This window comes from Pseudomonas sp. RT6P73 (assembly GCF_054897715.1).
On sequence record NZ_JBUBUV010000002.1, the window covers coordinates 4,441,853 to 4,467,224 of the forward strand.

Annotated in this window: 16 protein-coding genes; 8 read left to right on the forward strand and 8 right to left on the reverse strand. The window is 59.5% G+C overall.

What is annotated here, in order from left to right:
- Nucleotides 1-68 precede the first annotated feature (68 nt).
- The 7 genes from ACYZT6_RS20755 (at nucleotide 69) to ACYZT6_RS20785 (ending at nucleotide 15,879) form a co-directional block, all read left to right on the forward strand.
- Nucleotides 69-4,583: a SpvB/TcaC N-terminal domain-containing protein gene (locus tag ACYZT6_RS20755; RefSeq protein ID WP_462028436.1), complete on the forward strand. Its 4,515-nt coding sequence runs from the start codon at nucleotides 69-71 to the stop codon at nucleotides 4,581-4,583.
- Complete coding sequence (locus ACYZT6_RS20760; protein WP_462028437.1) at nucleotides 4,580-7,348, forward strand: RHS repeat-associated core domain-containing protein; 2,769 nt, start codon at nucleotides 4,580-4,582, stop codon at nucleotides 7,346-7,348. The genes ACYZT6_RS20755 and ACYZT6_RS20760 overlap by 4 nt, the downstream gene beginning before the upstream one ends.
- A gap of 3 nt (nucleotides 7,349-7,351) precedes the next feature.
- Nucleotides 7,352-10,192 (forward strand): RHS repeat domain-containing protein, encoded by a 2,841-nt coding sequence (locus tag ACYZT6_RS20765; protein WP_462028438.1) that lies wholly within the window; start codon nucleotides 7,352-7,354, stop codon nucleotides 10,190-10,192.
- An 86-nt stretch (nucleotides 10,193-10,278) separates the two neighbouring features.
- Nucleotides 10,279-12,045 carry a sensor histidine kinase gene (locus tag ACYZT6_RS20770; RefSeq protein ID WP_462028439.1) on the forward strand — a complete coding sequence of 589 codons (1,767 nt, stop codon included), beginning with the start codon at nucleotides 10,279-10,281 and terminating at the stop codon, nucleotides 12,043-12,045.
- The gene (locus ACYZT6_RS20775; RefSeq protein WP_462028440.1) at nucleotides 12,039-13,364 is read left to right on the forward strand and encodes a sigma-54-dependent transcriptional regulator; all 1,326 of its coding nucleotides are present in this window, start codon (nucleotides 12,039-12,041) and stop codon (nucleotides 13,362-13,364) included. The genes ACYZT6_RS20770 and ACYZT6_RS20775 overlap by 7 nt, the downstream gene beginning before the upstream one ends.
- 308 nt (nucleotides 13,365-13,672) lie before the next feature.
- Nucleotides 13,673-14,992 carry an MFS transporter gene (locus ACYZT6_RS20780; protein WP_462028441.1) on the forward strand — a complete coding sequence of 440 codons (1,320 nt, stop codon included), beginning with the start codon at nucleotides 13,673-13,675 and terminating at the stop codon, nucleotides 14,990-14,992.
- Between the two features lie 257 nt (nucleotides 14,993-15,249).
- The gene (locus tag ACYZT6_RS20785) at nucleotides 15,250-15,879 is read left to right on the forward strand and encodes a flavin reductase family protein (protein WP_462028442.1); all 630 of its coding nucleotides are present in this window, start codon (nucleotides 15,250-15,252) and stop codon (nucleotides 15,877-15,879) included.
- Here the strand turns inward: ACYZT6_RS20785 and ACYZT6_RS20790 are convergent, their stop codons facing one another.
- Both ACYZT6_RS20790 and ACYZT6_RS20795 read right to left on the reverse strand, forming a co-directional pair.
- Nucleotides 15,880-16,110 (reverse strand): hypothetical protein, encoded by a 231-nt coding sequence (locus ACYZT6_RS20790; RefSeq protein ID WP_131063248.1) that lies wholly within the window; start codon nucleotides 16,108-16,110, stop codon nucleotides 15,880-15,882.
- Nucleotides 16,111-16,151: 41 nt separating this feature from the next.
- On the reverse strand, nucleotides 16,152-16,505 hold the full coding sequence (locus ACYZT6_RS20795) for an antibiotic biosynthesis monooxygenase family protein (protein WP_462028443.1): 354 nt from the start codon (nucleotides 16,503-16,505) through the stop codon (nucleotides 16,152-16,154).
- A 335-nt stretch (nucleotides 16,506-16,840) separates the two neighbouring features.
- Between ACYZT6_RS20795 and ACYZT6_RS20800 the strand changes: the two genes are divergently transcribed.
- Complete coding sequence (locus tag ACYZT6_RS20800; protein WP_462028444.1) at nucleotides 16,841-17,770, forward strand: AraC family transcriptional regulator; 930 nt, start codon at nucleotides 16,841-16,843, stop codon at nucleotides 17,768-17,770.
- Between the two features lie 152 nt (nucleotides 17,771-17,922).
- Here ACYZT6_RS20800 and ACYZT6_RS20805 read toward each other — a convergent pair whose 3' ends face one another.
- The 6 genes from ACYZT6_RS20805 to ACYZT6_RS20830 all read right to left on the reverse strand — a co-directional run bounded on the left by ACYZT6_RS20805 (nucleotide 17,923) and on the right by ACYZT6_RS20830 (nucleotide 25,347).
- On the reverse strand, nucleotides 17,923-18,978 hold the full coding sequence (locus ACYZT6_RS20805; protein ID WP_462028445.1) for an ABC transporter ATP-binding protein: 1,056 nt from the start codon (nucleotides 18,976-18,978) through the stop codon (nucleotides 17,923-17,925).
- An 18-nt stretch (nucleotides 18,979-18,996) separates the two neighbouring features.
- A complete protein-coding gene (locus ACYZT6_RS20810; RefSeq protein WP_094470951.1) occupies nucleotides 18,997-19,845 on the reverse strand; it encodes an ABC transporter permease in 849 nt (282 codons plus the stop codon).
- Nucleotides 19,842-20,750, reverse strand: a complete 909-nt coding sequence (locus ACYZT6_RS20815; RefSeq protein ID WP_461976281.1) for an ABC transporter permease — start codon at nucleotides 20,748-20,750, stop codon at nucleotides 19,842-19,844. The genes ACYZT6_RS20810 and ACYZT6_RS20815 overlap by 4 nt, the downstream gene beginning before the upstream one ends.
- A gap of 193 nt (nucleotides 20,751-20,943) precedes the next feature.
- Nucleotides 20,944-22,047, reverse strand: a complete 1,104-nt coding sequence (locus ACYZT6_RS20820) for an extracellular solute-binding protein (protein ID WP_131063254.1) — start codon at nucleotides 22,045-22,047, stop codon at nucleotides 20,944-20,946.
- Nucleotides 22,048-22,264: 217 nt separating this feature from the next.
- Nucleotides 22,265-23,713 carry an aldehyde dehydrogenase family protein gene (locus tag ACYZT6_RS20825; protein ID WP_462028446.1) on the reverse strand — a complete coding sequence of 483 codons (1,449 nt, stop codon included), beginning with the start codon at nucleotides 23,711-23,713 and terminating at the stop codon, nucleotides 22,265-22,267.
- Nucleotides 23,710-25,347, reverse strand: coding sequence for a 5-guanidino-2-oxopentanoate decarboxylase (locus ACYZT6_RS20830; RefSeq protein WP_462028447.1), 1,638 nt, complete (start codon nucleotides 25,345-25,347; stop codon nucleotides 23,710-23,712). The genes ACYZT6_RS20825 and ACYZT6_RS20830 overlap by 4 nt, the downstream gene beginning before the upstream one ends.
- Nucleotides 25,348-25,372: the final 25 nt, after the last annotated feature.

The window sequence follows — 25,372 nt, forward strand, 5'->3', positions numbered from 1 at the left end:
TTAGCGTCTGATGCATCAAGCGACACCGTTGCCACGGGCGTGCGCCAGGCCAAAACAGGATCAGCTCCATGGAAGACCAAGCGTCCCCGATAATTAACGAACCCTCTATAACCAAGAGTGCTTCGATCGCCACGATCGGTAAGGAATGGGGCAAGGTCGGCTGGACGGGAGCTGCTTCCTTCAAGCTGTCGCTGCCGTTGTCCCCCGGACGCGGCTGGGATCCCGATCCCTCCTTGAGTTACAGCAGCCAGTCGGGCAACGGACCGTTCGGCATCGGTTGGCAGTTGAACCTCAGCGCCATCACCCGCCAGACCAGCAAAGGTGTACCGCGTTATACCGAAGGTGATGTGTGCCTTGCCCCCTCGGGCGAGGAGATGATGGCTGAGCGCGACGCCAACGGTGAGATCAAGAAAAGTGAAATCTCTGAATACCGTGGCATGCCCGTTGGCAAGCACAGCGTGGTGCGATATTGGCCACGGGTGGAAAGCACGTTTAATCTGATCGAATTCTGGCGCTCCGATACGACCCCCGAAGGTTTCTGGTTGGTGCATGGGGCCGATGGCAGCCTGCATCTGTTCGGCAAAATCGAGAGTACCCGCAAGGCTGACCCACTCAATCCCGAGCGGATTGTTGCCTGGTTGTTGCAGGAGAGCATGAATGCCCGGGGCGAGCATATCTGCTTCGAATACCTCAAAGACGATGACCCTGACGAAGAGTCTGCCCCCCATGACTATCGGGCTCAGCGCTATTTGCATCGCGTGCTGTATGGCAATGTCGCGGCGTACGACCAATTGTATGGCTGGAACACGCCGGCAACGCCGACGCCTGCCTGGCATTTCCACCTGGTGTTCGACTACGGCGAACGCACGCAGGACCTGACTGAAAAACCTGTCTATGACGGCTCGACGCTCAAGCCCTGGCTGATCCGCAACGACCCCTTCTCGTCCTATCGACAGGGCTTCGAAGTGGGCACTCGCCGCCTCTGTCAGCAAGTGCTGATGTTTCACCAGTTTCCGGAACTGGGTGCCGAACAGGTGCTGGTCCGTCGCTTGCTGCTGGAGTACACGGCCAACACAGCCCCCTTGCCCTTTAACCTGATCGCGGCCGCACATTATCAGGCGTATGACGCCAGCGGCACCGTGGAGAACATGCCGCCGGTGGAGTTCGACTATTCAACTTTCGAACTCAATACAGAGCCGAGTGCCTTCTTCCCGTTCGAGAACATGCCGGGTATCGAAGACGGCGGACTCTATCAATGCGTCGACCTGTTCGGTGAAGGCCTGCCGGGTTTTCTGTGTCGCTATGACCAATGCTGGTACTACCGCGAGCCCTTGCGTGCCACCACAGGCCCCGACGACATCCACTACGGACCGTGGACAGCGCTGACGAAAATCCCGGTGGCCGACCGCAATAAACCCTCGCATCAAGCCCTCATGGATATGACCGGCGACGGTCGTCTGGACTGGATTATCGCCCAACCCGGAATGTGTGGTTTTTATACGCTGAACCCGGATCGCACCTGGTCAGGCTTCATACCGTTTTCAGCCTTCCCGATCGAGTTTTTCAACCTCCTTTCGCAGCTGGGCGATTTGACGGGCGAAGGTCTCAGCTCGCTGGTGCTGATCGGTCCCAACTCCGTGCGCCTTTACGCCAATCAGCGTGCAGACGGCTTTGCCAAGGGCGAGGATGTAACTCATGAGCCGGCAGACGACCGCTTGCCATTGTTCAGCGACTCACGCAACGAATTGGTGGCTTTAAGCAATCTGCTGGGCAGCGACATGCCAGAGTTGTGCCGCATTCGTCACAACGAAATCAGATGCTGGCCAAACCTGGGCCACGGAAAGTTCGGCACGAGCTTCGTCATCAGTAGCCCGCGTTTCGAGTATGCAACGTTCGACGCCGCGCGGGTGCGGATCGCGGATCTGAACGGAGACGGTGCTTCCGAGCTCATTTATCTGAATTCCGATGGCTTTGACATTTACCTCAACCACGGCGGCAATGGGTTTGAACAAACGCCCATTTCGGTGCCCTGGCCCGAAGGCGTGCGTTACGACAACCTGTGCCAGGTCACTTTCGCCGACCTGCAAGGCCTGGGCTGTGCCAGCCTGATCCTCACCGTGCCGCACATGAAGCCTCGACACTGGCGCTATGACTTTGTCAGCACCAAGCCGTACTTGATGATCGCCAGCAATAACAACATGGGGTGCAGAACCGAGGTGGTGCATAGAAGTTCGGCGCAGTACTGGCTGGACGAAAAACAGCAGATTCTCAAGCTCAAGCGCCTGCCGGTCTGTCACCTGCCTTTCGCTCTGCAAGTGGTCAGCCAGCAAACCCAGCGGGATGAAATTACCGGCAATTGCCTGAATCAGTTTTTCAGTTACTTCGAGGCCTGGTACGACCCTCAGGACCGGGAATTGCGTGGCTTCGGGCGGCTGGACCAGACCGACAGCGAAACCGGCTCGGGCGAAGACGAAAGCTTCACCGACCCGGCATTGGTGCGCACCTGGTTTCATACCGGCAGGCAGATCGATATGCCTCGCGACGGTTACTTCGATCTTGATGATGAAGCACATCCGCCGGGCGACACGCTGTTTTGTCGTTATCACCCGAGCGACGAATACGAAGAACTCATTACGCCTGCCGATGAAGCCGCCGCTCACGAAATCGCCCGAGCCCTCGCAGGCTCAGTACTCAGAGTGGAAACCTATGCCGCGGATGACCAGCTCCCGGCGTTTCCCTTCCTGGTTGTCGAGAACCGATACATCATCCGTGAAGTGCGCGAGCGCGGCGAATACTATCCCGATGCGGTGTTGCTGGCGTCGCCGCTGGAAGAAATCAGCTACCACTACGAGCGTTTTGTCACAGACCCGCTGTGCCGTCATGTCCTCCACTTGAGCCGGGACGCCTATGGGCTGACGACCCACAGCATCACGGTCAGCTATGCCCGGCGCCGGACCGAGAACGACGAGCCACCGTTTACTGATGTCGATGAAAGGAAATGGTGGACTGATGCCCATGATCCGGCTCAGCAGTTTTACTATTTGAGCGAAACCCGCGGCGAGTTTATTCACCTGGCTGACCTGCAAGGCTGGAGGCTCGGCCTGCCCTGGCGGCAACGTGGCAATGCTCTGGTATTGCCCAAGAAACCAGCCGCGGGAGGTCTTGAACCGCAGGGGATTTCGTATGAGCAGTTTCTCGAACTGTTCGCATCAGCCGAATGGGTGGCTCAGCGGGAGTTGACATCGCAATCGGTGCAACGCTACGTCAATACGAGCAACGAATCGTTACCTGAAGGCACTGCCGGATTCGAGGCCTTGAGGGGGGCGATGGAAATCGCGCAACTGAACAAGACAGCGCTGGACGTTTACGGCGACGTCGATCCACCGATCGATATCCGGGAAGAGCTGACGAAGATTGGCTATCTGTTTATGAAGCTGTTTCTTGGTACGGATAAAGAGGCGGACGAAGAAGAGGATAAACAGCGAAATCTTTGGTCCGCCTTATACACGTTTGCCAGCTACGCAGACCTCGATCACTTCTACAGGGTGATGGAATACAACGAAACGCTCAGCCACGGCATTACCAGGGCGCAGTACGATGACTACAGCCTGATGCTCATCAGCGTTACGCGGCCGGATGGTTGCATCACGAGCGCCGAGTTTGACTATTGCTCGTTGCAATCGCTGTGCATCACCGATCCCAACGGCAACGATGAAGAAGCCCTTTACGACCCGTCCGGTCCGCTCACCGTCACCCATCACGGAACAGAATCCGGCGCTCCCGCCGGTTTCAAGCCCATCGCCGACTACATCCGCCCCGACGACGCAAGCCCGGGCACGGCCATCGAATTCCCCGAGGACGCGCTCCAACAAGCCGCCAGTACCTTTCGCAAGGACCTGTTCAGCTGGATGGGCCAACTCCCCGACTCCGTCAGGCAAACACTCGACTGGCTGAACGAATGGACCGCTAAAGGTTACGTGTTGCCAAGCCTGCACATCCGAGCCAGTGCCCGACTGCGCCTGAGCAGGCTCAAGTCCCGGACGTCGGCCGAGCAGGCGTTGTGGGAAGCGCTGCTCAGCGTCGCGCGAATCCCGGTGCACAGCGTCGCCCTTAGCGCGGACCGGTACCCAAGTGATGAGATTGCTGCGCAAATTCAAATCATTCTGTCGTTTTTCGACGGTTTCGGACGGCCACTGCAAACCCAGCAACAGGTTGAGCCGGGGGATGCCTATGTCGTGGAAGGCGGCAAACTGGTGATCGAAAACGGCAAGCCAAAGATGGCGCACGCCGCCACGCGCTGGCGCATCAGCGAACGCGTGGAATACAACAACAAGGGATTACCCGTACGCACCTATCGACCCTATTTCGCCAACGCTTACGGCTACATCGATGACGCTTGCTTCAAGGATTTCGGCCCTCACGATAGAAGTTTCTACGATGTGCTGGGTCGCCTGATCAAGGTCATCAACGCCAAAGGCGACGTCGCGTTCACCATCATCCACCCCTGGTACAAGACCAGTCTGGACTTCAATGACACCTATGTTGAGCCGTCCTCTCAGGCCAGCAAGGCCGACACGCCATGACGGTCTCTGTGCATTGGAACACGCCATCGGTGACGTCCATTGACCCGCGCGGCCTGCCCGTGCGCCAGATGGAATACTTGCGCAGGGTCGCCGACGGCGCCTTGCAAACCCTCTTCACCCAGAGCGCCTACAATGTCATCGGGCAGAGGGTGGAGCAACGGGACCCGCGACTGGCCGATGCTCTCAGGCCCAATCTGAGTAACGTCTATGGCCTTTCCGAGCAACCGCTCAAGGTCGACAGCGTGGACGCCGGCTGGCGGATAAGCCTGACAGGGTTGGCCGGTGAAATCCTCCGGCGCTGGGACGCACAGGACAACCATTGGCGCAGCGTTTACGACGATCAATTGCGCGTAATTGCCATGAATGAAAACGACCAGCCGAATGTCGAAACCTTCAGCTATGCCGATGCCACAGCAGATAAAGCGTTCAACCTGTGCGGCCAGCTGATCAGGCAAGTCGATCCGTCCGGCACAGTCGATTTCAGCAGTTTCAGCCTGCACGGCCAACCGCTGCGCGACAGCCGAACGATCACCGATGCCGGCACTTTCGTCAGCAGCCAGACTTATAGCCCGCTCGGTGCGCTGCTGACCCAGACCGATGCCGGTAATCATCGGCAACGCATGTTTTACGACCGCGCCGGGCAGCTGCGACAGGTTCAGCTGCAGCTCGCTCCCACCGAAGCCTGGCAGCCGGTCCTTGAAGACGCCCGCTACAACGCAGCCGGCCAGATCATCGAACAACACGCCGGCAACAAGGTGGTCAGCGCCTGGACCTATGACGACGCCGATGGCCGGCTCACCACGTTGAAGGCCGGCGTGCCCGGGCAGGATCTGCTTCAGCATTTCCAGTACGTGAATGACCGGGTCGGGAACGTCGTGCGCATCGATGATCTGACGTTTAAAACGGTGTACTTCGCCAACCAGCTCATCGATGGCCACCGCGCATTCACCTACAACTCGATCTATCAGCTGACCAGCGCCACCGGCCATGACGCCGCCCCGAGTACTGATCTGCCCGGCCGCCCTTCGCCAAGTGATCCCGACAATCACCTCAACTACACACAGAAATACGAGTACGACACCGGCGGCAACCTGATCAAGTTGATTCATGAACGTGCGGTGGGCGGTTACACCCACGAAATGTTCATCGACCCGACCAGCAACCGCGGGGTGCCCTGGAAAGAAGGTGACCCTGTCCCGGATTTCGACACCTTGTTCACCCGCAATGGCGGCCTCAAAGCCTCGGCTCCAGGACGCCCCCTGTACTGGAACAGCCGCGATCAACTGACCCGCGCGACGCTGGTTGAAAGGGACAACGGCACGAACGATGAAGAAGTCTTTCGCTACAGCCAGGGCGTACGGGTGTTCAAGCGCCATGAATGGCAGGCCGCGACCCTCACGCATTTTCACCAAGTGGTCTACTTGCCGGGACTGGAAATCCGCACCCGCGACAACGGTGAAACGCTGCACGTCATCACCTTGCCGGGTGGCCGTGGCAGCGTGCGTTGCCTGCATTGGGTCGCCAAAAAACCCGACGGTATCGAACAGAATCAACTGCGCTACAGCCTCGATGACGAACTGGGTTCCTGCCTCATGGAACTTGACCAGGACGCCCGACTGATCAGCCATGAAGGTTATTACCCGTTCTGCGGCAGCGCCTGGCTGACGGCGGTTTCTTTACTGGAAGTCAGCTATAAAACCATCCGTTATTCGGGCAAGGAAATGGATGAATGCGGGCTTTATTACTACGGCGCTCGTTACTACGCGCCTTGGTTGCAGCGTTGGGTGAGCGCTGACCCGGCGGGGGACGTTGACGGGCTGAATCTGTATGCGTTTGTGAAGAACAATCCGTTGCGCTATGTGGATAGCGACGGACAGGAAAGCGGCGAAGCCGTCATTCGCAACTATTCAGGTTTTATTTCCGCCGTTGGTGGCCACGCTGAGCGGACACTCGGACAAATCGACAACATCATTCATCAAAAGAACCTTAAAAGAAATTTGGCGGCTAATTTTGTAGTCGAGGTAGCCAACGGGGTCGCCGGCTATGAGGCCGGACTTGTAGGTACCGAACTGGCGAGCCACATTCTTCCGAGTGTCCCTCATACACTCCAGTTCCTGGACCCGAATGCGTTGATCGGTGGCAACATTGCCGGGGATATTGCAGGTGCGGTGGCAGCTCCGATAACAAACCGCTTACCGATGACGGGACCGCTCATACCGCAAACCTCGACGATGTCCGTTGAGGCGATCGATAGCTCATTGGGTATCGCTAAGCCCGTTGGAAAATCAATCAACAGCTGGAAGGACGTAAAAAATAAAGTCATCCATCCGGCACTCAATAAAGTCCTCAATCCTGATTTCATCATGAACAGAGTGATGTCGTCGTGGATATCGATCATTCCCGCCACCCTCAGTTTGTTCGCCCGGGCTGTGGAAGCCGAAGACATCAAGAACGGGCTCGACCCGGTCAAAGTTGGCAAAATCGAAACGATGCTTGCTGATTGGAAAGGGGCTGTCGAGCAACGATGGGCTGGGGCAGAAGCGGCTTTCGATGCATTGGGCACAGATGTCATCAGCCATGGGGGCATGCTTGCCAAGCAGACGATTACGCGATCAGGGTTGCAGCAAGCCACTAAAAAAACCCTCGATTACATCAGTCGCGCTCAAAAAGGCATGGCCTATTACAAAGAGATGGGCACCACGGACAATCAGTTATTATCACGGCAATCACGCGCAGCCTCTCGAACGCAAAAAAAGGCCGCATGAACCATGACCGACACTGTTTATGCCAGAACCCCGGACCTTACGGCCACAGATCCCAGAGGCCTGCCAATCCGTCAGGTTGCCTACCTGCGCCAAGTGGTCGGTGGTGAAGTGGAAACACTCATCACCCGACAAACATATGACGCCCACGCAAGCCTGTCTGAGCAATGGGATGCACGGCTGTTCGGCACGGCCCTGACGCCTAATCTGAGCAATGTTTATCGACTCACCGGCGACGCGATCAGAATCGACAGCGTCGATGCCGGCCGACGTATGATCCTGCGTGGTTTGACAGGTGAAGAGTTCCAACGTTGGGACCAACGTAACAACCATTGGCGCACCACCTATGACAATCAATTACGTGTAGTCGCCGTTGAGGAAAACGGTAAACCGGACGATGAAACCTTCACCTATGCCGGCACATCGGCTGACGCCGACTTCAACTTGCGTGGCCAGATGATCAAGCATGTCGATCAAGCAGGCTCACTCGAATTGAAAAGTTTCAGCCTCCAGGGATCGGCTCTGAGTGAAACCCGAACGATCGCTGGTGCGGGCGCCTTCAGCAGCAGTCGAACTCATGGCCCTTTGGGCAACGTGCTGATCCAGACCGACGCGGGTGGGCATCAGCAGTGCATGCACTACGACATTGCGGGACAGCTCAAGCAGGTTGTTCTGCAACTCAGTGCTGACGACCCGCAATGCGTCCTGCAGGATGCGCAGTACAACGCTGCCGGCCAGATCACGATGCAAACGGCCGGTAATGGTGTGATCAGCCGATGGACGTACTGCCCCGCGGATGGTCGCCTCAGTACGCTCAAGTCCGGTAAACCCGACGAGGCCTTACAGCAGAATCTTCACTACTTCTATGACCGGATGGGCAACATCCTGCGCATCGAGGATCACACCCTGACCACGGTGTACTTCGCCAACCAGCGCATCGATGGCCATCGGGAATTTGCCTACGACTCACTGTACCGGCTGATCAGCGCCAGCGGTTTCGAGGCAGAAGTCCCCCATCCAAAACCCGGTTTGCCAGAGCTGATTCAGCCTGTCGATCCCGGCCGCCGCTATGGCTACTCCGAATACTTCACCTACGACACGGGCAACAATCTGACCGAACTGCGCCATCAGCGCGACGGCCATAACTTCACCCTGCACATGCGCATCGATCCTGGCAGTAACCGTGGCGTACGCTGGAAAACAGGCGACCCGGAGCCCGTTTTCGAGGAGCAGTTCGACCCGCATGGCAACCAGCTGTATCTGCAGGACGGCGCACAACCCCTGACCTGGAACGCCCGCGATCAACTGGAAAAAGTGACCTTGCTCACCCACAGCAATGGCCTGGCGGACGATACCGAAAGCTACCTCTACAGCCAGGGTGAACGGGTCTGCAAACGTCACGTCACCCACACCCGGTCAATGACACACAGCCGGGAGGTCCTTTACCTGCCGGGGCTGGACATTCACACCCGCGACGACGGTCGAGTGTTGCACGTCATTACTCTGCCGCTCGCCTTTGGCAGCGTCCGGTGCCTGCACTGGGCCAGCGGTGGCCCGGGTGATCTGGAGCCTGATCAACTGCGCTACAGCCTCGACGACCACCTGGGTTCCTGCGCAATGGAACTGGATCGCCATGGCGCCTTGATTAGTCTTGAGTTCTATTACGCGTTTGGCGGTACGGCGTGGTGGGCGGCGCGTTCAGAGGTGGAGGCCGATTACAAAACCATTCGGTATTCAGGCAAGGAAATGGACTGCAGCGGACTTTATTACTATGGCGCGAGATATTACGCACCGTGGTTGCAGCGCTGGGTCTGTCCCGACCCGGCAGGCGATGTGGATGGGTTGAATCTGTATGCGTTCGTGAAAAACAATCCCGTGAACTTTGTCGACATCGGCGGGCTGGGGGTAGGCGCCTTCATGGATCAGTTTGTTGAATCGCCTGAACAACGGGATACACGCAAAACCGACAGCGCCGCCAGGCAAGCGCTATCTGTCGCCAGAAGGGGTTTGTCGGACGCCATTGACCGCCATATCAATATTCTCGGGATATCGAAGCGGCGGGCGCAGGACGCCAGACAACAGATTGAAACGATGGGGTCAGGCACGGACATCGCCCTATCGGCAGCACGCAGGGCGGGAGTTCTCGTTGCGGGGAAGGCACTCAGTTTTGGCACAGGAATTCTCGTGGGACTGGGTGCTCAAGCCTTGGGCGCAGTTGCCCCGGGTGTCGGAAATGTGGCAGGCGTGGCCATCGGGTTCTCGGCCAAGATTGCCGTCAGTGCAGCCGTGGATTATGTGGCTGAGCGAACAGGTCTCAGCGCCTCGGTAAACTTGAAAACCAGCAAACTGACCTCGGAGAAAATCATAAAAAAAGCTGAATATAAGACGATGGAGCTCCCAGCGTACGTCGCAACGAAATACAAAAATATGAATCTCAGTTCTCAGAAGTCACAGTTGAAATTATCCAAAGAGGTAACTTCCATGGGGGCCAGTGAAGTATTGAAGGCGACGCTTGGGCATTTACCGTCAGAAGCAGTGGGGGCATTGAGTAGCGGTGTCGGCGTCCTGGTGGGTGTGCCGGAAATAATCCATGAAGTATTAGGGGCGTCGGATGGAAAATCGAGCGCAAAACTGGAGCAGTTCGAAAGCGGTATTATCGAGCTGATAGGCGCCATTGATTCAGGGATGAATAACATAATTGAGCAGGCCAATGCACTTTCCGTCAACGCAATCGGTGGCATTGATATTGAGGCACTGAAGGAAAAATCCAGCGAAGTCACGGGGCTTCTGAACGAAGTACTGCAAGCATCCCGAACCCATAGAAGCAAAAATAAAGATGCTGCATGAGCAGTTGAGTTTGATCGTTGGAGCTCTAACTGTACAAAGCCCGCATGTTATGGTGCGCGCCCCTATTGCTGATTGTTTCAGACACCATGCTTGCTCGTTCGCGCACGTTACGCCTGACGCTGTACACCTTGCTGATCATCGCCGGTGCCGCACTGGCCGCCGGTTTTGCCCTGCGTCACGCCGAGCGCCAGGCGCTGGTCGAAGACGCCGCGCGTGCCAATCAGCAATTGGCGCTCTACGCCAATTCCCTGCACACCCTGATTGATCGCTACCGCGCCCTCCCCGCCGTGCTAGCGCTGGACCCGGAGCTTCGTGCCGCGCTCAATGGCTCGGTAACGCCTGAACAACAGGACGCACTGAACCGCAAACTGGAAAAAATCAACGGCGCTGCGCAGTCCTCGACCCTGGAACTGCTCGACCGTACCGGCCTCGCTGTGGCTGCCAGCAATTGGCGGTTGCCCAGCAGTTACGTCGGCCACAACTACGGTTTTCGCCCCTACTTCAGCCAGACCCGCACCCAGGGCACCGGGCGTTTTTACGCGGTGGGCGTCACCAGCGGCATTCCGGGGTATTTCCTGTCCAGCGCGGTGACCAGCGACAGCGGCGAGTTCCTCGGCGCGATGGTGGTCAAACTGGAGTTTCCGGAACTGGAGCGCGAATGGCGTCAGGGCAGCGACACGCTGCTGGTCAGCGACGCCCGCGGAATCATCTTCATCGCCAACCAGCCGGGCTGGCGCTATCGCTTGTTGAAGCCCTTGAGCGACAGCGATCACGCCGAGCTCAAGGTCACTCGCCAATACGACAAACAACCGCTGACACCGCTGGATTATCAATCGCTGCAGCGCTTCGACGACAACAGTGATCTGGCCCGCGTCGTCGGTCCTGACGGCACGGCGAATTACCTGTGGGAATCCCTGCCGCTGACCACGGAAGGCTGGACCTTGCACCTGCTGCGCCGCCCGCAAGTCGCGTTCGAAGACAGCCGCAACGCCGCGCTCGCCGCTGCCGGGCTGTGGCTGGCGCTGGTGTTTCTGTTGCTGTTCCTCAACCAGCGCTGGCGCCTGGCAAAAATGCGCCAGCGCAGCCGTGAAGAACTCGAACAATTGGTGGAAGAACGCACCCGCGACCTGCGCACCGCTCAGGACGGTCTGGTGCAATCGGCCAAACTCGCGGCACTCGGCCAGATGTCCGCCGCGCTCGCCCATGAAATCAATCAGCCGCTGACCGCCCAGCGCATGCAGCTTGCGACTCTGAGGCTGCTGCTCGATCACGGCCGGGTCGACGACGCCTACAAGGCGTTGAAACCAGTGGACGACATGCTGACGCGCATGGCCGCCCTCACCGGCCACCTGAAAACTTTCGCTCGCAAAAGTCCCAGCGGCTTGCGCGAACGTCTTGATCTGGCGGCAGTGGTCGACCAATCGCTGCAATTGCTCGACGCGCGCCTTCGTGATGAGCAGGTCAGCACCGTGCTGCACCTGACGCGTCCGGCGTGGGTGCGCGGCGATGCGATTCGCCTGGAACAGGTGTTGATCAATCTGCTGCGCAATGCGCTGGATGCAGTGCAGGACAAACCCTGCAAACGCCTGGAAATCCGCCTCGAAGCCGACGAGCAACTCTGGCGCCTGACCGTCACCGACAACGGCGGCGGCATCGCCGAAGAGCATCTGCCGAACGTGTTCGATCCGTTCTTCACCACCAAACCGGTGGGTGATGGCCTGGGCCTTGGCTTGGCCGTATCCTTTGCCATCGTTCACGAATCGGGCGGTCGCTTGAGCGCCGACAATCATGCCAATGGTGCGGTGTTCACCATGACCTTGCCCATCGACCTGGAGGCTCACAGCCCATGCTGAATTCAGTGATGGTGGTCGACGACGAAAGCAGCATTCGCAGCGCCGTTGAACAATGGCTGAGCCTGTCAGGTTTCGAGGTGCAGTTGTTCAGCCGCGCCGACGAGTGCCTGGCGCAATTGCCCAGCCATTTCCCGGGCGTGATCCTCAGCGACGTGCGCATGCCCGGCATGAACGGGCTTGAGCTGCTGGCCGAAGTTCAGCGACGCGATGCCGACTTGCCAGTGATTCTGCTGACCGGCCACGGCGATGTGCCGATGGCGGTCGAAGCGATGCGCGACGGCGCCTATGACTTCCTCGAAAAACCCTTCAGCCCGGAAACCCTGCTGAGCAGTTTGCGCAGGGCCTTGGACAAGCGCCGGCTGGTGCTGGAAAACCGCGCGCTGCATGAGCTGGCGGACAACCGCGCCAAACTCGACGCGACGCTGCTGGGCGTGTCCCGTGGCTTGCAGACGTTGCGTCGGCAGGTGCTGGATCTGGCGGCGTTGCCGGTCAACGTGTTGATCCGGGGTGAAACCGGCAGCGGCAAAGAGCTGGTCGCCCGCTGCCTGCACGACTTCGGGCCGCGCGCCGACAAGCCGTTTGTGGCGTTGAACTGCGCAGCGATTCCCGAGCAGTTGTTCGAAGCCGAGCTGTTCGGCCATGAGAGCGGCGCGTTCACCGGCGCTTCGGGTAAGCGTATCGGCAAGCTTGAATACGCAGATGGCGGCACGCTGTTTCTCGATGAAATCGAAAGCATGCCGCTGGCCCAGCAAGTGAAACTGCTGCGGGTGTTGCAGGAGCAGAAGCTTGAGCGATTGGGTTCCAATCAGAGCATTCGCGTGGATCTGCGGATCATCGCCGCAACCAAGCCGGATCTGCTGGATGAAGCGCGGGCCGGTCGGTTTCGTGAAGACCTGGCGTATCGGTTGAACGTGGCTGAATTGCGCCTGCCGCCCTTGCGCGAACGGCGTGAAGACATTCCGTTGTTGTTCGAATCGTTTGCGCAGAATGCCGCCGAGCGCCTGGGCCGGACTTTTCCACCGTTGAGTGGCCCGCAGTTGAGCCATCTGCTGAGCCACGACTGGCCGGGCAATGTGCGTGAATTGGCGAACGTCGCTGAACGTCAGGTGTTGGGGCTGGGCGAGCCTGAACCGATTGGCATCGATCCCGGGCAGTCGCTGGCGGCGCAGCAGGAAGCGTTTGAAGCGCATTGTCTGCGTGCGGCGTTGACCCGGCATAAGGGCGATGTGAAAGCGGTGCTTGAAGAACTGCAACTGCCGCGTCGGACCTTTAATGAAAAGATGCAGCGGCATGGCCTTACTCGCGAGATGTTTTTATAGCGTCTGTACCGGCCTCTTCGCGGGCAAGCCTCGCTCCTACGGTAGTTGCGTCGCTCGAAAACATTGAAAACGACGCAAACCCTGTAGGAGCGAGGCTTGCCCGCGAATGGGCCGGCACAGGCAACGCACATCCCGGCCTATAAGCAGTTTTCCGCTCACACCCATTCCACCATGAGCGGATTTCCGCTCACCAGATCCGCGCAACCCCTCTAAACCAGCCCTCTTTGATATGGCACACCTCCTGCTATAGCCCATTCAGGCTGCGTTTCAACGCGCTCCACAAAAACAATTAAACGAAGGATCCTTCAATGGATAACTCCAACGCCCTGCCCCTTGGGTCGGCTGCCGTGCCCGCCAAAGAAAGAACTACCACCAGTCGCATCAAGTCGATCTTCAGCGGCTCTGTCGGCAACATGGTCGAGTGGTACGACTGGTACGTCTACGCTGCCTTCTCCCTGTATTTCGCCAAGGCCTTCTTCCCGAAAGGCGACACCACGGCACAACTGCTGAACACCGCCGCGATCTTCGCCGTGGGCTTCCTGATGCGCCCGATTGGTGGCTGGCTGATGGGCTTGTACGCCGACAAGGCCGGTCGCAAGAAAGCACTGATGGCTTCGGTGTACCTGATGTGTTTCGGCTCGCTGCTGATTGCCCTGAGCCCCGGTTATGAAACCATTGGCATCGGCGCACCGATCCTGCTGATTTTCGCCCGCCTGCTGCAAGGCCTGTCGGTCGGCGGCGAGTACGGCACTTCGGCGACCTACCTCAGCGAAATGGCGACCAAGGAACGTCGCGGGTTTTACTCCAGCTTCCAGTACGTGACCCTGATTTCGGGCCAGCTCATCGCGTTGGCGGTGTTGATCGTGCTGCAACAAGTCCTGACCACCGAAGAGCTGTACGCCTGGGGCTGGCGCATCCCGTTCGCCATCGGCGCGCTGTGTGCCGTGGTCGCGCTGTACCTGCGTCGTGGCATGGAAGAAACCGAGTCGTTCACCAAGAAAGAGAAGGCCAAGGAAAGCGCGATGCGCACCTTGATGCGCCACCCCAAGGAACTGATGACCGTGGTCGGCCTGACCATGGGCGGCACCCTGGCGTTCTACACCTACACCACGTACATGCAGAAATACCTGGTGAACACCGTCGGCATGAGCATCTCCGACTCCACCACCATTTCCGCCGCCACGCTGTTCCTGTTCATGTGCCTGCAACCGATCATTGGCGGGCTGTCGGATAAAGTCGGCCGTCGGCCGATCCTGATCGCCTTCGGTGTTCTCGGGACACTGTTCACCGTGCCGATCCTGACCACCCTGCACACGATTCAGAGCTGGTGGGGCGCGTTCTTCCTGATCATGGCGGCGCTGATCATCGTCAGCGGTTACACCTCGATCAACGCGGTGGTCAAAGCCGAACTGTTCCCGACCGAGATTCGTGCGCTGGGCGTCGGCCTGCCGTACGCGCTGACCGTGTCGATCTTCGGCGGCACCGCTGAATACATCGCGCTGTGGTTCAAGAGCATTGGTATGGAAACCGGTTACTACTGGTATGTGACGGCGTGTATCGCCGTGTCGTTGCTGGTGTACATCACCATGAAAGACACCCGCAAGCATTCGCGGATCGAGACGGACTGAGTCAGCCCGCGCAATAAAAAACAGGGGCAGACCTTAGCGGGTCTGCCCTTTTTTCATTGCCGACACAGAACCTGTAGGAGCGAGCGGTGCGGCGATCCGACTTGCCCGCGAAGGCGTCGTTACATTCAACACCTTGGTTGACTGATACACCGCCTTCGCGGGCAAGCCTCGCTCCTACAGGGATCGCGTCGCTGGAAATTATCTGTTCGTCCCAGCACTATGAGCGCCCAAGAATAATGCTTCTGGAACCCGCGCCCATGCCCGACGACATCCACTTCTACGAACCCGCCAACGGCCACGGCTTGCCGCATGACCCGTTCAACGCCATCGTCGGCCCCCGCCCCATCGGCTGGATTTCCTCACAGGATGCCAACGGCCGCTTGAACCTGGCGCCTTACAGCTTCTTCAACGCCTTCAACTACATTCCGCCAATCATCGGGTTTTCCAGCGTCGGCCGTAAAGACAGCCTGAACAACATCGAGCAGACCGGTGAATTCGCCTGGAACCTCGCCACGCGTCCGCTGGCCGAGCAGATGAACCAGAGCTGCGCCATGGTCCCGCCCGAGGTCAACGAGTTCGAATTGTCAGGGTTGACCCCGGTCGCCTCGAAAATCATTCAAGTACCACGTGTGGCCGAAAGCCCGGTGTCCTTCGAATGCAAGGTCACGCAGATCATTCAGTTGCAGCGGGCGGACGGGAACGTGGTGCCGAGCTGGCTGATTCTGGGCGAAGTGGTCGCCGTGCATATCGCCAAGTGGCTGTTGAAGGACGGGGTGTACGACACCGCCGCGGCAGAACCGATTCTGCGCGGCGGCGGGCCAGCGGATTACTTTCAGCTGGGGCCAGAGGCATTGTTCAAGATGTATCGCCCGGGGGCGGTCAAGTGATTACCAGAGCAGGTCGGCGTCTTCTTTGACGTCTTTGAGGCGGGTCAGCTCTTTGGCGGCGGCCAGATCAGCCTCGTTGGCAGTCTTGAAGATTTGCCCTTCAAGCACTTTGTGAAAACGTGGCGCACCGGTACCACCGATGGCTTTGACGGCGATCGCGGCGTGGTAACCACCCTCGCCCGGTACTACGGCGGATACGGCTTCGAAGGTTTCAAAGGCTTTACGTGCCATGTCGCGGATCCTGGCTGATTGAGAATGGAGCCATTAAACCCTCAACCCGCCATTTTGTGTACCCGTGACCGGGACTGCCACAGCGCCTGGTCGGCCGATACATCCTTGAATGTATGAAAATCCAGGCTGTTGACCACCAGCTCCTGCACCAGCTCGGCGAAAATCTCCATCGCAGGGGTGCCGAAATAAGCGGTCATCGCTTGCTGGTGAGTCCAGAAACCGGACACCAGCCACAACTCCGGATCGCATTGCGAATGCTGCAGGGAAAAGCTCAGGCAACCCGGCGCGCTGCGGGACGGCTCGATCAAGGCGCTCAGGCGCACACCGAGCTCCGCCGAACGTCCGGCGCGGGCACGAACAAAAGCCATATGACTGACGGGGATCTGCGTAGACATGTTCAACCCTCCCAGGTACTCGAGTGGCAGCCGTGGGACGGGCTGCGACAGGATCAAAGGTTAAGCGCGCAGGTGGAAGTGCGGTTAGTCGATTCCTGCCGGCTTTTTGCACAATCCTGCGCAGCGTTTCGAATAACCTGTAACAACCTGTAAAAGCGTCCGTATCGATTAAACACGGCTATCAAGCAAGTTTGCCTTGGTTGGGGCAGCCGTAGAGGCACCGCTAATCCACTCAATGCAGAATCAGGCAAGCTTGAGGCAGGATGTGTCTACCACATCGTCTTGCACAAACTTAAGCTCGCCCCATTACCAACGCACCGCCGAGGATGCCTTGCATGTCGTCGCTCGATCACTTTCAAGCCCCGCTGGATGCCGACATGGAGAAACAGCGCGCGGAACTGGCCGCTATCATCCGTCGCAACACCACGGACGATGGCAATTATGCGACTGCCGTCGGCTCGCTGTTCATGTCTAAACACAGCAAGTCTCATGACTTTGCCCCGGTGCTGGCCCAACCGGCGTTGTGCATCATGGCGCAAGGCCGTAAAGAGGTCAGGCTGGCCGACGAATACTTCAATTACGATCCGCTGAACTACCTGGTGGTGTCGGTCTCGATGCCCTTGAGCGGACGAGTGGTGAACGTCACGTCTGAAGAGCCAATCCTCGCGGTGCGGCTGGACATCGACCCGACGGAAATCACCGCGCTGATTGCCGACGCCGGCCCGCTCGGTGTGCCCACCCGGCCAACGGGGCGAGGCTTGTATGTCGAACGGATCGATACGGCCATGCTCGACGCAGTGTTGCGTCTGGCCCGGTTGCTGGAAACCCCGAAAGACATCGCCATGCTCGCGCCACTGATTCGTCGGGAGATTCTTTATCGGTTACTGCGCAGCCAGCAAGGGCATCGGCTGTATGAAATCGCGATCGCCAATAGCCAGAGCCACCGCATCAGCCAGGCTATCAAGTGGCTCAACGGCAACTATGAGCAACCGCTGCGCATCGATGATCTGGCGAAGGAAGTGAACCTGAGCGTGTCGACGCTGCATCACCGGTTCAAGGCGATGACGGCGATGAGTCCGTTGCAGTATCAGAAGCAGCTGCGCTTGCAGGAAGCGCGGCGGTTGATGCTGGCCGAAGGGCTGGAAGCCTCGGCGGCGGGGTATCGGGTGGGGTATGAAAGCCCTTCGCAATTCAGCCGGGAATACAGCCGGTTATTCGGCGCGCCGCCGCTCCGGGATTTGGCTCGGTTGAGGTTGAGTGTCTGATTCAGCCTTGAGGGTGTAACTGATGGCCTCATCGCTGGCAGGCCAGCTCCCACAGGGATTGTGAGTGCTCACACAATCAAGTGAACACCGATGCAACCTGTGGGAGCCGGCCTGCCAGCGATGGGGCCAGTAAGGCCGACATCAAATCTGGATCAGGCGCTGAGCACGCGGCACGCCTCGGCCGGCAAGGTCACCGACACCGGATTGCCAATGCTCAACCCAAACCCCTGACACGGCGTGCTCAATGCGGTAAACGACACCCCGGAACACTCGACCGTCGTTTCAATCGTCGCGCCGATATCGCGCACAAACGTCACCGTACCGAGCAACCGGTTCCCCGCCGTCGCTTGCGGATGCGACAGTTGCAGGTCTTCGGGGCGAATCAGCATTTTCACCTTCTCACCGACCACAATGCTGCTGCAGATCGGCACTTCCAGCGCATCGCCACCCGGCAATCCAATCTTGCCGTTGCCCAGCGCCGTGGCCGGGAAGATGTTGCCCGAACCGATAAAGTCCGCCACAAACTCATTGGCCGGGTGCCGGTAGATTTCAATCGGCGTGCCCACTTGCTGCACCCGATGCTCACCCAGCACCACCACGATATCGGCCATGGTCATGGCTTCGCGCTGATCGTGGGTCACCATGATCGTGGTGATGTTCAGGCGCTGTTGCAGCTGACGGATTTCCACCTGCATCGACTCGCGCAGCTTGGCGTCGAGCGCCGACAGCGGTTCATCCAGCAGGAGGATTTTCGGGTGGTTGGCAATCGCCCGGGCAATCGCCACGCGCTGACGTTGCCCGCCGGAGAGTTTGGCCACCGGGCGGTCAATCATCTCGCTCAGCTGAATAAGCTCCAGCAACTCCACCACCCGCGCCTGCTGATCAGCCTTGCTGACGCCCCGCAGTTTCAGCGGATAGGCGATGTTCTCCCCCACCGTCATGTGCGGAAACAGCGCCAGGGACTGGAACACCATGCCGAAATTGCGCTGATGCGCAGGCGTATGGCCGATGTCTTCACCGTCCAGGCGAATCTCGCCGCCGCTGAGGGTTTCGAGCCCGGCGATCATTCGCAGCAAAGTGGTTTTACCGCAGCCCGACGGGCCGAGGAAACACACCAGTTTGCCCTCAGGCAAATGCAGGTTTACATCCTTTACCGCGCAGGCCGAGCCGTAATATTTCTCGACGTTTTCCAGAATCAGACCAGACATATGAATCACCTCAAGAAATCAGAACGAAACGCCACCTTCACCAACCAGCTTCTCCAACGCCCAGATCAGGACGAAGTCGATCAGCACGATCAGCACGGCAAACGAAAATACGGTGGGGTCGAGCGAAGAGACAGTGCGGCTGTACATCCAGATCGGCACGGTCATGACGTCGATGGTGTAGAGGAAATAGGTCACGGTGAATTCGTTGAACGAGACAATGAACGCCAGCAGCATGCCTGCCAGAATCCCCGACTTCATCAACGGCACCACCACATCGATAATCGCCCGCAGCGGTGAAGCGCCAAGCATTTGCGCGGCCTCTTCGACTTCGCTGCCGATGGAGAGCATCGCCGCGGTGCAGTTCTTCACCACGAACGGCAGCGCCAGAATCACATGAGCAATCACCAGCCGTGAGGTGGTCATCTGGAACGGCAGGCTGTCGAACACCAGCAGCAACGCCAGGCCCAACACCACCATCGGAAACACCAGCGGCAGCGACATCAGTTGCAGTGCCACGGCTTTGCCGCGGAACTCGCAACGGGTCAGCGCGTAGGCTGCCGGCACCGCCACAATGGTCGCGAAGACCATGGTCAGGCACGCCACCATCAGGCTGGTGGTCATGGCTTTGCCCAGGCTCAGCACATCGCTGGAATCCGGCGACACGAAGGTGTGCCAGGCGGCCTTGTACCATTGCAGGCTGTAACTGCTCGGCGGGAAGTCGAGGTTCGACGCACCGCTGAACGACATGACAATCATGGTCAGGATCGGCAACACCGCCAACAGCAGGATGAAGCCTGAGAGGATGCCGGCAAACTTGCCGGTCTCGCCGGGCAGCAGCCCATAACGTTTCTTGGTCAACGTGCTCATTGGGAAGCCTCCAGCATGCGCCGACGACGGCCAGTGATGAATTCGGACAAGGTCATGATCGCGAGGGTGGTGACGATCAGCACTACGCCGGCAGCCGACGCGGCGGGCCAGTTCATCAGCGGCGCGATCTGGTCATGCACCATCACCGCCAGCATTGGCACGCGACGCCCCCCGAGCAGTAAAGGCACCACGAAGCTGCTGGCGTTGTAGGCAAATACCAACGTCGCACCGGTGATGATCCCCGGCATGCTCATCGGCAACACCACTTGGCGGAACACCTGGAAGCGGCTCGCACCGAGGGTGGCGGCGGCTTCTTCATACGTACGCGCAACGCCGCGCATGGCGCTGGCAATCGGCAGCACGGCCAGCGGGAACGCGGTTTGCACCAGCCCCATCAGCACGCCGTTCTGGTTGTAGAGCAGCATGATCGGGCGCTTGATCAGGCCCAGCCCCATCAGCGCCTGATTGAGCATCCCCCCCGGGCCGAGAATCACCAGCCAGCCGTAGCTTTGCAGCAGCAGGTTGACCAGCAATGGCAGCAGCACCGCGGCGAGGAAGATCCGTCGCACAAATGGCGAGGTCAGGCGCGACATGGTATAGGCCACCGGGATCGCCAACACCACCGCGATCACCGCGCTGATCAGCGCCAGGCGCAGGGTCAGCAGCAAGGACTTGAGGTAATAGGGTTCGAGCAATTGGGCGTAACTGGCCAGGCTGAACCCGGTCCACTCCGCGCCTTTGGTGCCCACGCTCATGCGCAGCACCAGCAGACTGGCGGCAATCAGCACGCCCAGAAACAGCATCGACGGCGTGAGGAAAAACCAGGCACGCGCCGTCGGCGAAACACCCCGGTTGGCGCGCGATGGAGCGGCGGCGACCGGATGAGTCAGAGGTTGGTGTTCCATAGCAAGGGTCTCGTCAATGGAAAGCAGCTGGCAAACACAGCCCTCAAAATCACCTTGGCCCCTTGTGGGAGCTAGCCTGCTAGCGATAGCGATCCGTCAGTCGACATCAATGCTGAATGTCAGACCGCAATCGCTAGCAGGCTAGCTCCCACAGGGATTTGCAGTGTTCTGAAGACTTGTGTTCGCCACTCGATCAGGAAGAAAAGATTTCCGTGTAACGACGAATCCATTGGTCATGCACGGAGGCCAGGAAGGCGTTGTCGTGCATGATCGCTTTCTCGGCAATCTGCTCCGGGGTGAGGATGTACGGGCTCTTGCGCGCTTCGGCGGAGATGATCGCCTTGGCGTTGACCGGACCGTTGTAAATGTCCTCGGCCATCTTGCCCTGCACCAGCGGGTCCAGAGAGTGGTTGATGAAGGCGTAGACCAGGTCGGTATCGCCCGGACGATTCTTCGGCATCACCGAGAGCATCAGGTCGGTGTAGAAACCTTCCTTCATGCCAAACGTGGCGCCCAGGCCGTAGGCCGGATCGCGAATCTGTTTCGGGAAGAAGGCCGGCGCGTACAGGCCGCCCATGTCCAGGGAACCGGTGCGGAACAGTTCGGCAATCTGGTTCGGGTTTTCACCCAGGGTCACCACACGATCTTTCAGCTCGGCGAGTTTCTTGAAGCCCGGCTCGATGTTGTGCTCGTCACCACCGGCCAGTTTGGCGGCGATGATGATCAGGTCCATCGCTTCGGTCCAGTTCGGCGGCGGCAGGAAGATGTTCGGCGACAGCTCGGCGTCCCACAGGGCGGCGTAACTGTCCGGGGCTTCCTTGATGGTGCGGGTGCTGTAGACCAGGCTGTTGCACCACAACAGGTAACCGATGCCGTGGCCATTGGCGCCGGTGCGGTATTTCTCCGGTACGTCGACCAGGTTGGGAATGCGGTTGAGGTCGGGTTTTTCCAGCAGGTTGGCCGCGGCCAGGCCTTCGGCGCCGACGCCGGCCAGGGTGATGATGTCGTACTGCGGACGATCACCCGCTGCCTTGAGTTTGGCGACCATTTCCGACGTACTGCCGGTGCGGTCAGCGATGACCTTGCAGCCGTACTTGTCTTCGAAGGTTGCCGCGATGTTGCGCAATGCGGCCAGGCCCGTGTCATCGGACCAGGTCAGCAAGCGCAGGGTCTTGCCCTGGAAGCGCGTGTCGCTGGCATTGGCCTTGACGAAGGGCAAGCTCATGGCCGCCGCTGCCACCGAGGCCACGCCCACGGTTTTGATGAATTGACGTCTGTTCAGATCATGCTCGCCCATTACGGACTCCCTTTGTTTTTGTAGGTATAAGGCAGGTCGAAACTGTTGCATCCGCGCGGCCGGATCAGCGGTATCCCTCGTATTTTCGGGGGCTTGGCTGAACCAGCGGGTTCATCCTGAAGTCGTGCAAAACACCTGACTATCGATAAAAACTCATTGAAGCCATGACGCCAGCGCATGCCTCATCGCGAGGCATGCGCTGACCCTTTTCGAGCCGTCAGACCGCTCGAATCACGTGTTTGATTTCCTGGAAAGCCTGCAAACCCCACGGCCCCAATTCGCGGCCGATGCTGCTCTGTTTGTAGCCACCCCAGGCGGTCTGCGGAAAGATCACCTGCGGCGCGTTGATCCACACGAGCCCCGCCTGCAAGGCGTTGGCGACCCGGTCGGCCGCTTCGTTGTCACGGGTGACTACGCTGGCGACCAGACCGAACTGGCTGTCGTTGGCCAAGGCAATTGCCTCGTCTTCGGAAGCAAAACTGCGTACGCAGATCACCGGGCCGAAAATCTCTTCACACCACAACGCACTGTCGAGGGGCACTTCGGTGAAAATCGTCGGCTGCAAAAAATAACCGCGGGACAGGTCTGCGGGACGATTGCCGCCGCAAATCAGTTTGGCGCCCGCACTCAAACCACGATCGATGTGGCCCAACACACGCTGGTATTGCGCCTGATTGACCAGGGCGCCCATTTCAACGTTCGGGTCGAACGGGTCGGCCACGCGAATGGCTTCGGCACGGGCCTTCAAACGAATGAGGAATTCATCCGCCAGTTCGTCAGCGACCAGCACGCGGCTGGTGGCCGAACACATCTGGCCGGCGTTGAAGAAACCGCCGCCACAGGCCACTTCCACGGCCAGTCCGATGTCGGCATCGGCCAACACCAGCAGCGAGGATTTTCCGCCCAGTTCCAGGCTCACGCCTTTGACGGTTTCTGCTGCGCGTTGCATGACCTGGACCCCGACCGCGTTGCTGCCGGTGAAGGAGATCTTGGCGATACGCGGGTCGGCCGACAGCGGTGCGCCGACGGCCAGGCCGGTGCCACAAACCAGGTTGAACACACCGGCGGGCAAGCCTGCTTCGGCGATGATCGTCGCCAGTTCCAGCTCTGGCAGCGGCGTGACTTCGGAAGGCTTGAGTACCACGCAGCAACCGGCCGCCAGGGCCGGGGCGAGTTTCCAGGCGGTGGTGACCATCGGGAAATTCCACGGCACGATCAGGCCGACCACACCGCACGGCTCACGGCGCACACGAGCGCTGAAATCGTCGGTGGGCAGCTCGACGTTGCTGTCTTGTTTGGCATCGAGGCCTTCGGCCAGACCTGCGTAATACTCGAACGTGGCGATCACGTCATCGACGTCGATGGCGGCTTCAAACAGCGGTTTGCCGTTGTTGCTCGACTGCAACTTCATCAGGTGTTCACGCCCGGCCTGAACACCCGCAGCGATTCTGCGCAGGATCGCGCCGCGCTCGGTGCCGGTGGTTTTCGACCATTCGCCGACCGCCTGGGTGGCGGCAGTGACGGCTTGATCGACGGCTTTTTCATCGCCGCCATTCACGGTGGTCAACAGGGCTTCGGTGGCTGGGTTGATCACGCGCAAATGTTCGTTGCCCGCCAACCATTGGCCATTGATATAAAGGCCGTCCAGAGTCGTCGGAAAGCTCATTTCGACACCGCCTTCATCCACTGGGTCTGATCGATTTCAATGAGGGTCGGGCCTTGGCGATCAGCGGCGACGCGCAGTGCACTGCGCAGTTGCTCGACACCGTTGACCGCTTCGGCTGCACAGCCCAGCGCCTTGGCCACACCAATGAAGTCCGGGGTGTAAATGTCCACGCCCACCGGCTCGATGGCGCGGTTGACCATGTATTTCTTGATCTCTTCGTAGCCCTGGTTATTCCACAGCAGGACGATTACCGGGGTGCGCGCTTCAACGGCACTGGCCAGTTCCGGCAGAGTGAATTGCAGGCCGCCGTCGCCGATCAGGCACACCACCGGAGGACGCGCGCCGCCTTCAACGCTGCCGCCGAGCCAGGCGCCAATCGCCGCCGGCAAGGCGTAACCGAGGGTGCCGTACCCGGTGGACGAGTTAAACCAGCGACGCGGGCGTTCCGGGTTGAAGGTCAGGTTGCCGGTGTACACCGGTTGGGTCGAATCACCGACGAAGACCGCGTCCGGCAGTTCGTGCAGGACGGTTTCCAGGAAGCGGGTCTGGGCCAGGGTCGGCGCATCCCAAGTGGCGGCGAGGTCTTCGCGCAGACGGGCAGCGCGGACCTGGCCCCAATCGTTGCGGCGCTCGGCCAGCGAGTGTTTGGACAGCTCACTCAGCAAGGCTTGCGCGGCGTTGCGCGAGTCAGCCACCAGGGCGACTTTCGGCGGGTAGTTGCGCACGGTCTGATCGGGGTCGATGTCCACTCGCAGCAGCACGCCGGGAATCTCGAAGCCGCCGGCAAACGTGACGTCGTAATCGGTCTCGGCGAGTTCGGTGCCGATGGCCAATACCACGTCGGCCTCGGCCACCAAGGCACGGGTCGCGACCAGGCTTTGGGTTGAACCGATCAGCAACGGGTGACTGGATTCGAGCATGCCTTTGGCATTGATGGTCAGGGCCACTGGCGCGTCCAGCAGTTCGGCCAGTTCCGTCAGCTCGGCGGCCGCATCGATGGCACCGCCACCGGCTAGAATCAGCGGGCGCTTGGCACCGGCCAGCAGCGCGGTCATGCGGCTGATGGCGCTCGGCGAAGCACCGGCGCGGTCGATGTTGACCGGCAGACTGGTGAGCAAGTCGTCGGCTTCTTCGACCAAAACGTCCAGCGGAATTTCGATGTGAACAGGACGCGGACGACCGGCCTGGAACAATGCAAACGCACGCGCCAGCACGCCCGGCAATTCAGCCGCCGACATCAGGGTGTGGGAGAACGCCGCCACGCCGCCGACCAGTGCGCTCTGGTTCGGCAGCTCGTGGAGCTTGCCGCGACCGCCGCCCAACTGGCTGCGCGATTGCACGCTAGAGATCACCAGCATCGGGATCGAGTCGGCATAAGCCTGGCCCATCGCGGTGGTGATGTTGGTCATGCCAGGGCCGGTGATGATGAAGCACACACCCGGTTTGCCGCTGGTGCGCGCATAACCGTCGGCCATGAAACCGGCGCCCTGTTCGTGACGCGGCGTGACGTGGTTGATGCTCGAACGGGCCAGCCCGCGATACAGCTCCACGGTATGCACCCCGGGAATGCCGAACACCTGCTCGACCCCGTAACCTTCGAGTAACTTGACCAATACTTCGCCGCACGTCGCCATGTCTTTGCCCTTTTTGTTCGTTTGA

Coding starts and splice junctions, on each gene's coding strand:
- ACYZT6_RS20810 (WP_094470951.1), bottom strand. CDS start 19,845: ATGAGCACGTTGACCAAGAAACGTTATGGGCTGCTGCCCGGCGAGACC.
- ACYZT6_RS20785 (WP_462028442.1), top strand. CDS start 15,250: ATGCCCGACGACATCCACTTCTACGAACCCGCCAACGGCCACGGCTTG.
- ACYZT6_RS20805 (WP_462028445.1), bottom strand. CDS start 18,978: ATGTCTGGTCTGATTCTGGAAAACGTCGAGAAATATTACGGCTCGGCC.
- ACYZT6_RS20825 (WP_462028446.1), bottom strand. CDS start 23,713: ATGAGCTTTCCGACGACTCTGGACGGCCTTTATATCAATGGCCAATGG.
- ACYZT6_RS20800 (WP_462028444.1), top strand. CDS start 16,841: ATGTCGTCGCTCGATCACTTTCAAGCCCCGCTGGATGCCGACATGGAG.
- ACYZT6_RS20760 (WP_462028437.1), top strand. CDS start 4,580: ATGACGGTCTCTGTGCATTGGAACACGCCATCGGTGACGTCCATTGAC.
- ACYZT6_RS20765 (WP_462028438.1), top strand. CDS start 7,352: ATGACCGACACTGTTTATGCCAGAACCCCGGACCTTACGGCCACAGAT.
- ACYZT6_RS20815 (WP_461976281.1), bottom strand. CDS start 20,750: ATGGAACACCAACCTCTGACTCATCCGGTCGCCGCCGCTCCATCGCGC.
- ACYZT6_RS20780 (WP_462028441.1), top strand. CDS start 13,673: ATGGATAACTCCAACGCCCTGCCCCTTGGGTCGGCTGCCGTGCCCGCC.
- ACYZT6_RS20775 (WP_462028440.1), top strand. CDS start 12,039: ATGCTGAATTCAGTGATGGTGGTCGACGACGAAAGCAGCATTCGCAGC.
- ACYZT6_RS20820 (WP_131063254.1), bottom strand. CDS start 22,047: ATGGGCGAGCATGATCTGAACAGACGTCAATTCATCAAAACCGTGGGC.
- ACYZT6_RS20790 (WP_131063248.1), bottom strand. CDS start 16,110: ATGGCACGTAAAGCCTTTGAAACCTTCGAAGCCGTATCCGCCGTAGTA.
- ACYZT6_RS20795 (WP_462028443.1), bottom strand. CDS start 16,505: ATGTCTACGCAGATCCCCGTCAGTCATATGGCTTTTGTTCGTGCCCGC.
- ACYZT6_RS20830 (WP_462028447.1), bottom strand. CDS start 25,347: ATGGCGACGTGCGGCGAAGTATTGGTCAAGTTACTCGAAGGTTACGGG.
- ACYZT6_RS20770 (WP_462028439.1), top strand. CDS start 10,279: ATGCTTGCTCGTTCGCGCACGTTACGCCTGACGCTGTACACCTTGCTG.
- ACYZT6_RS20755 (WP_462028436.1), top strand. CDS start 69: ATGGAAGACCAAGCGTCCCCGATAATTAACGAACCCTCTATAACCAAG.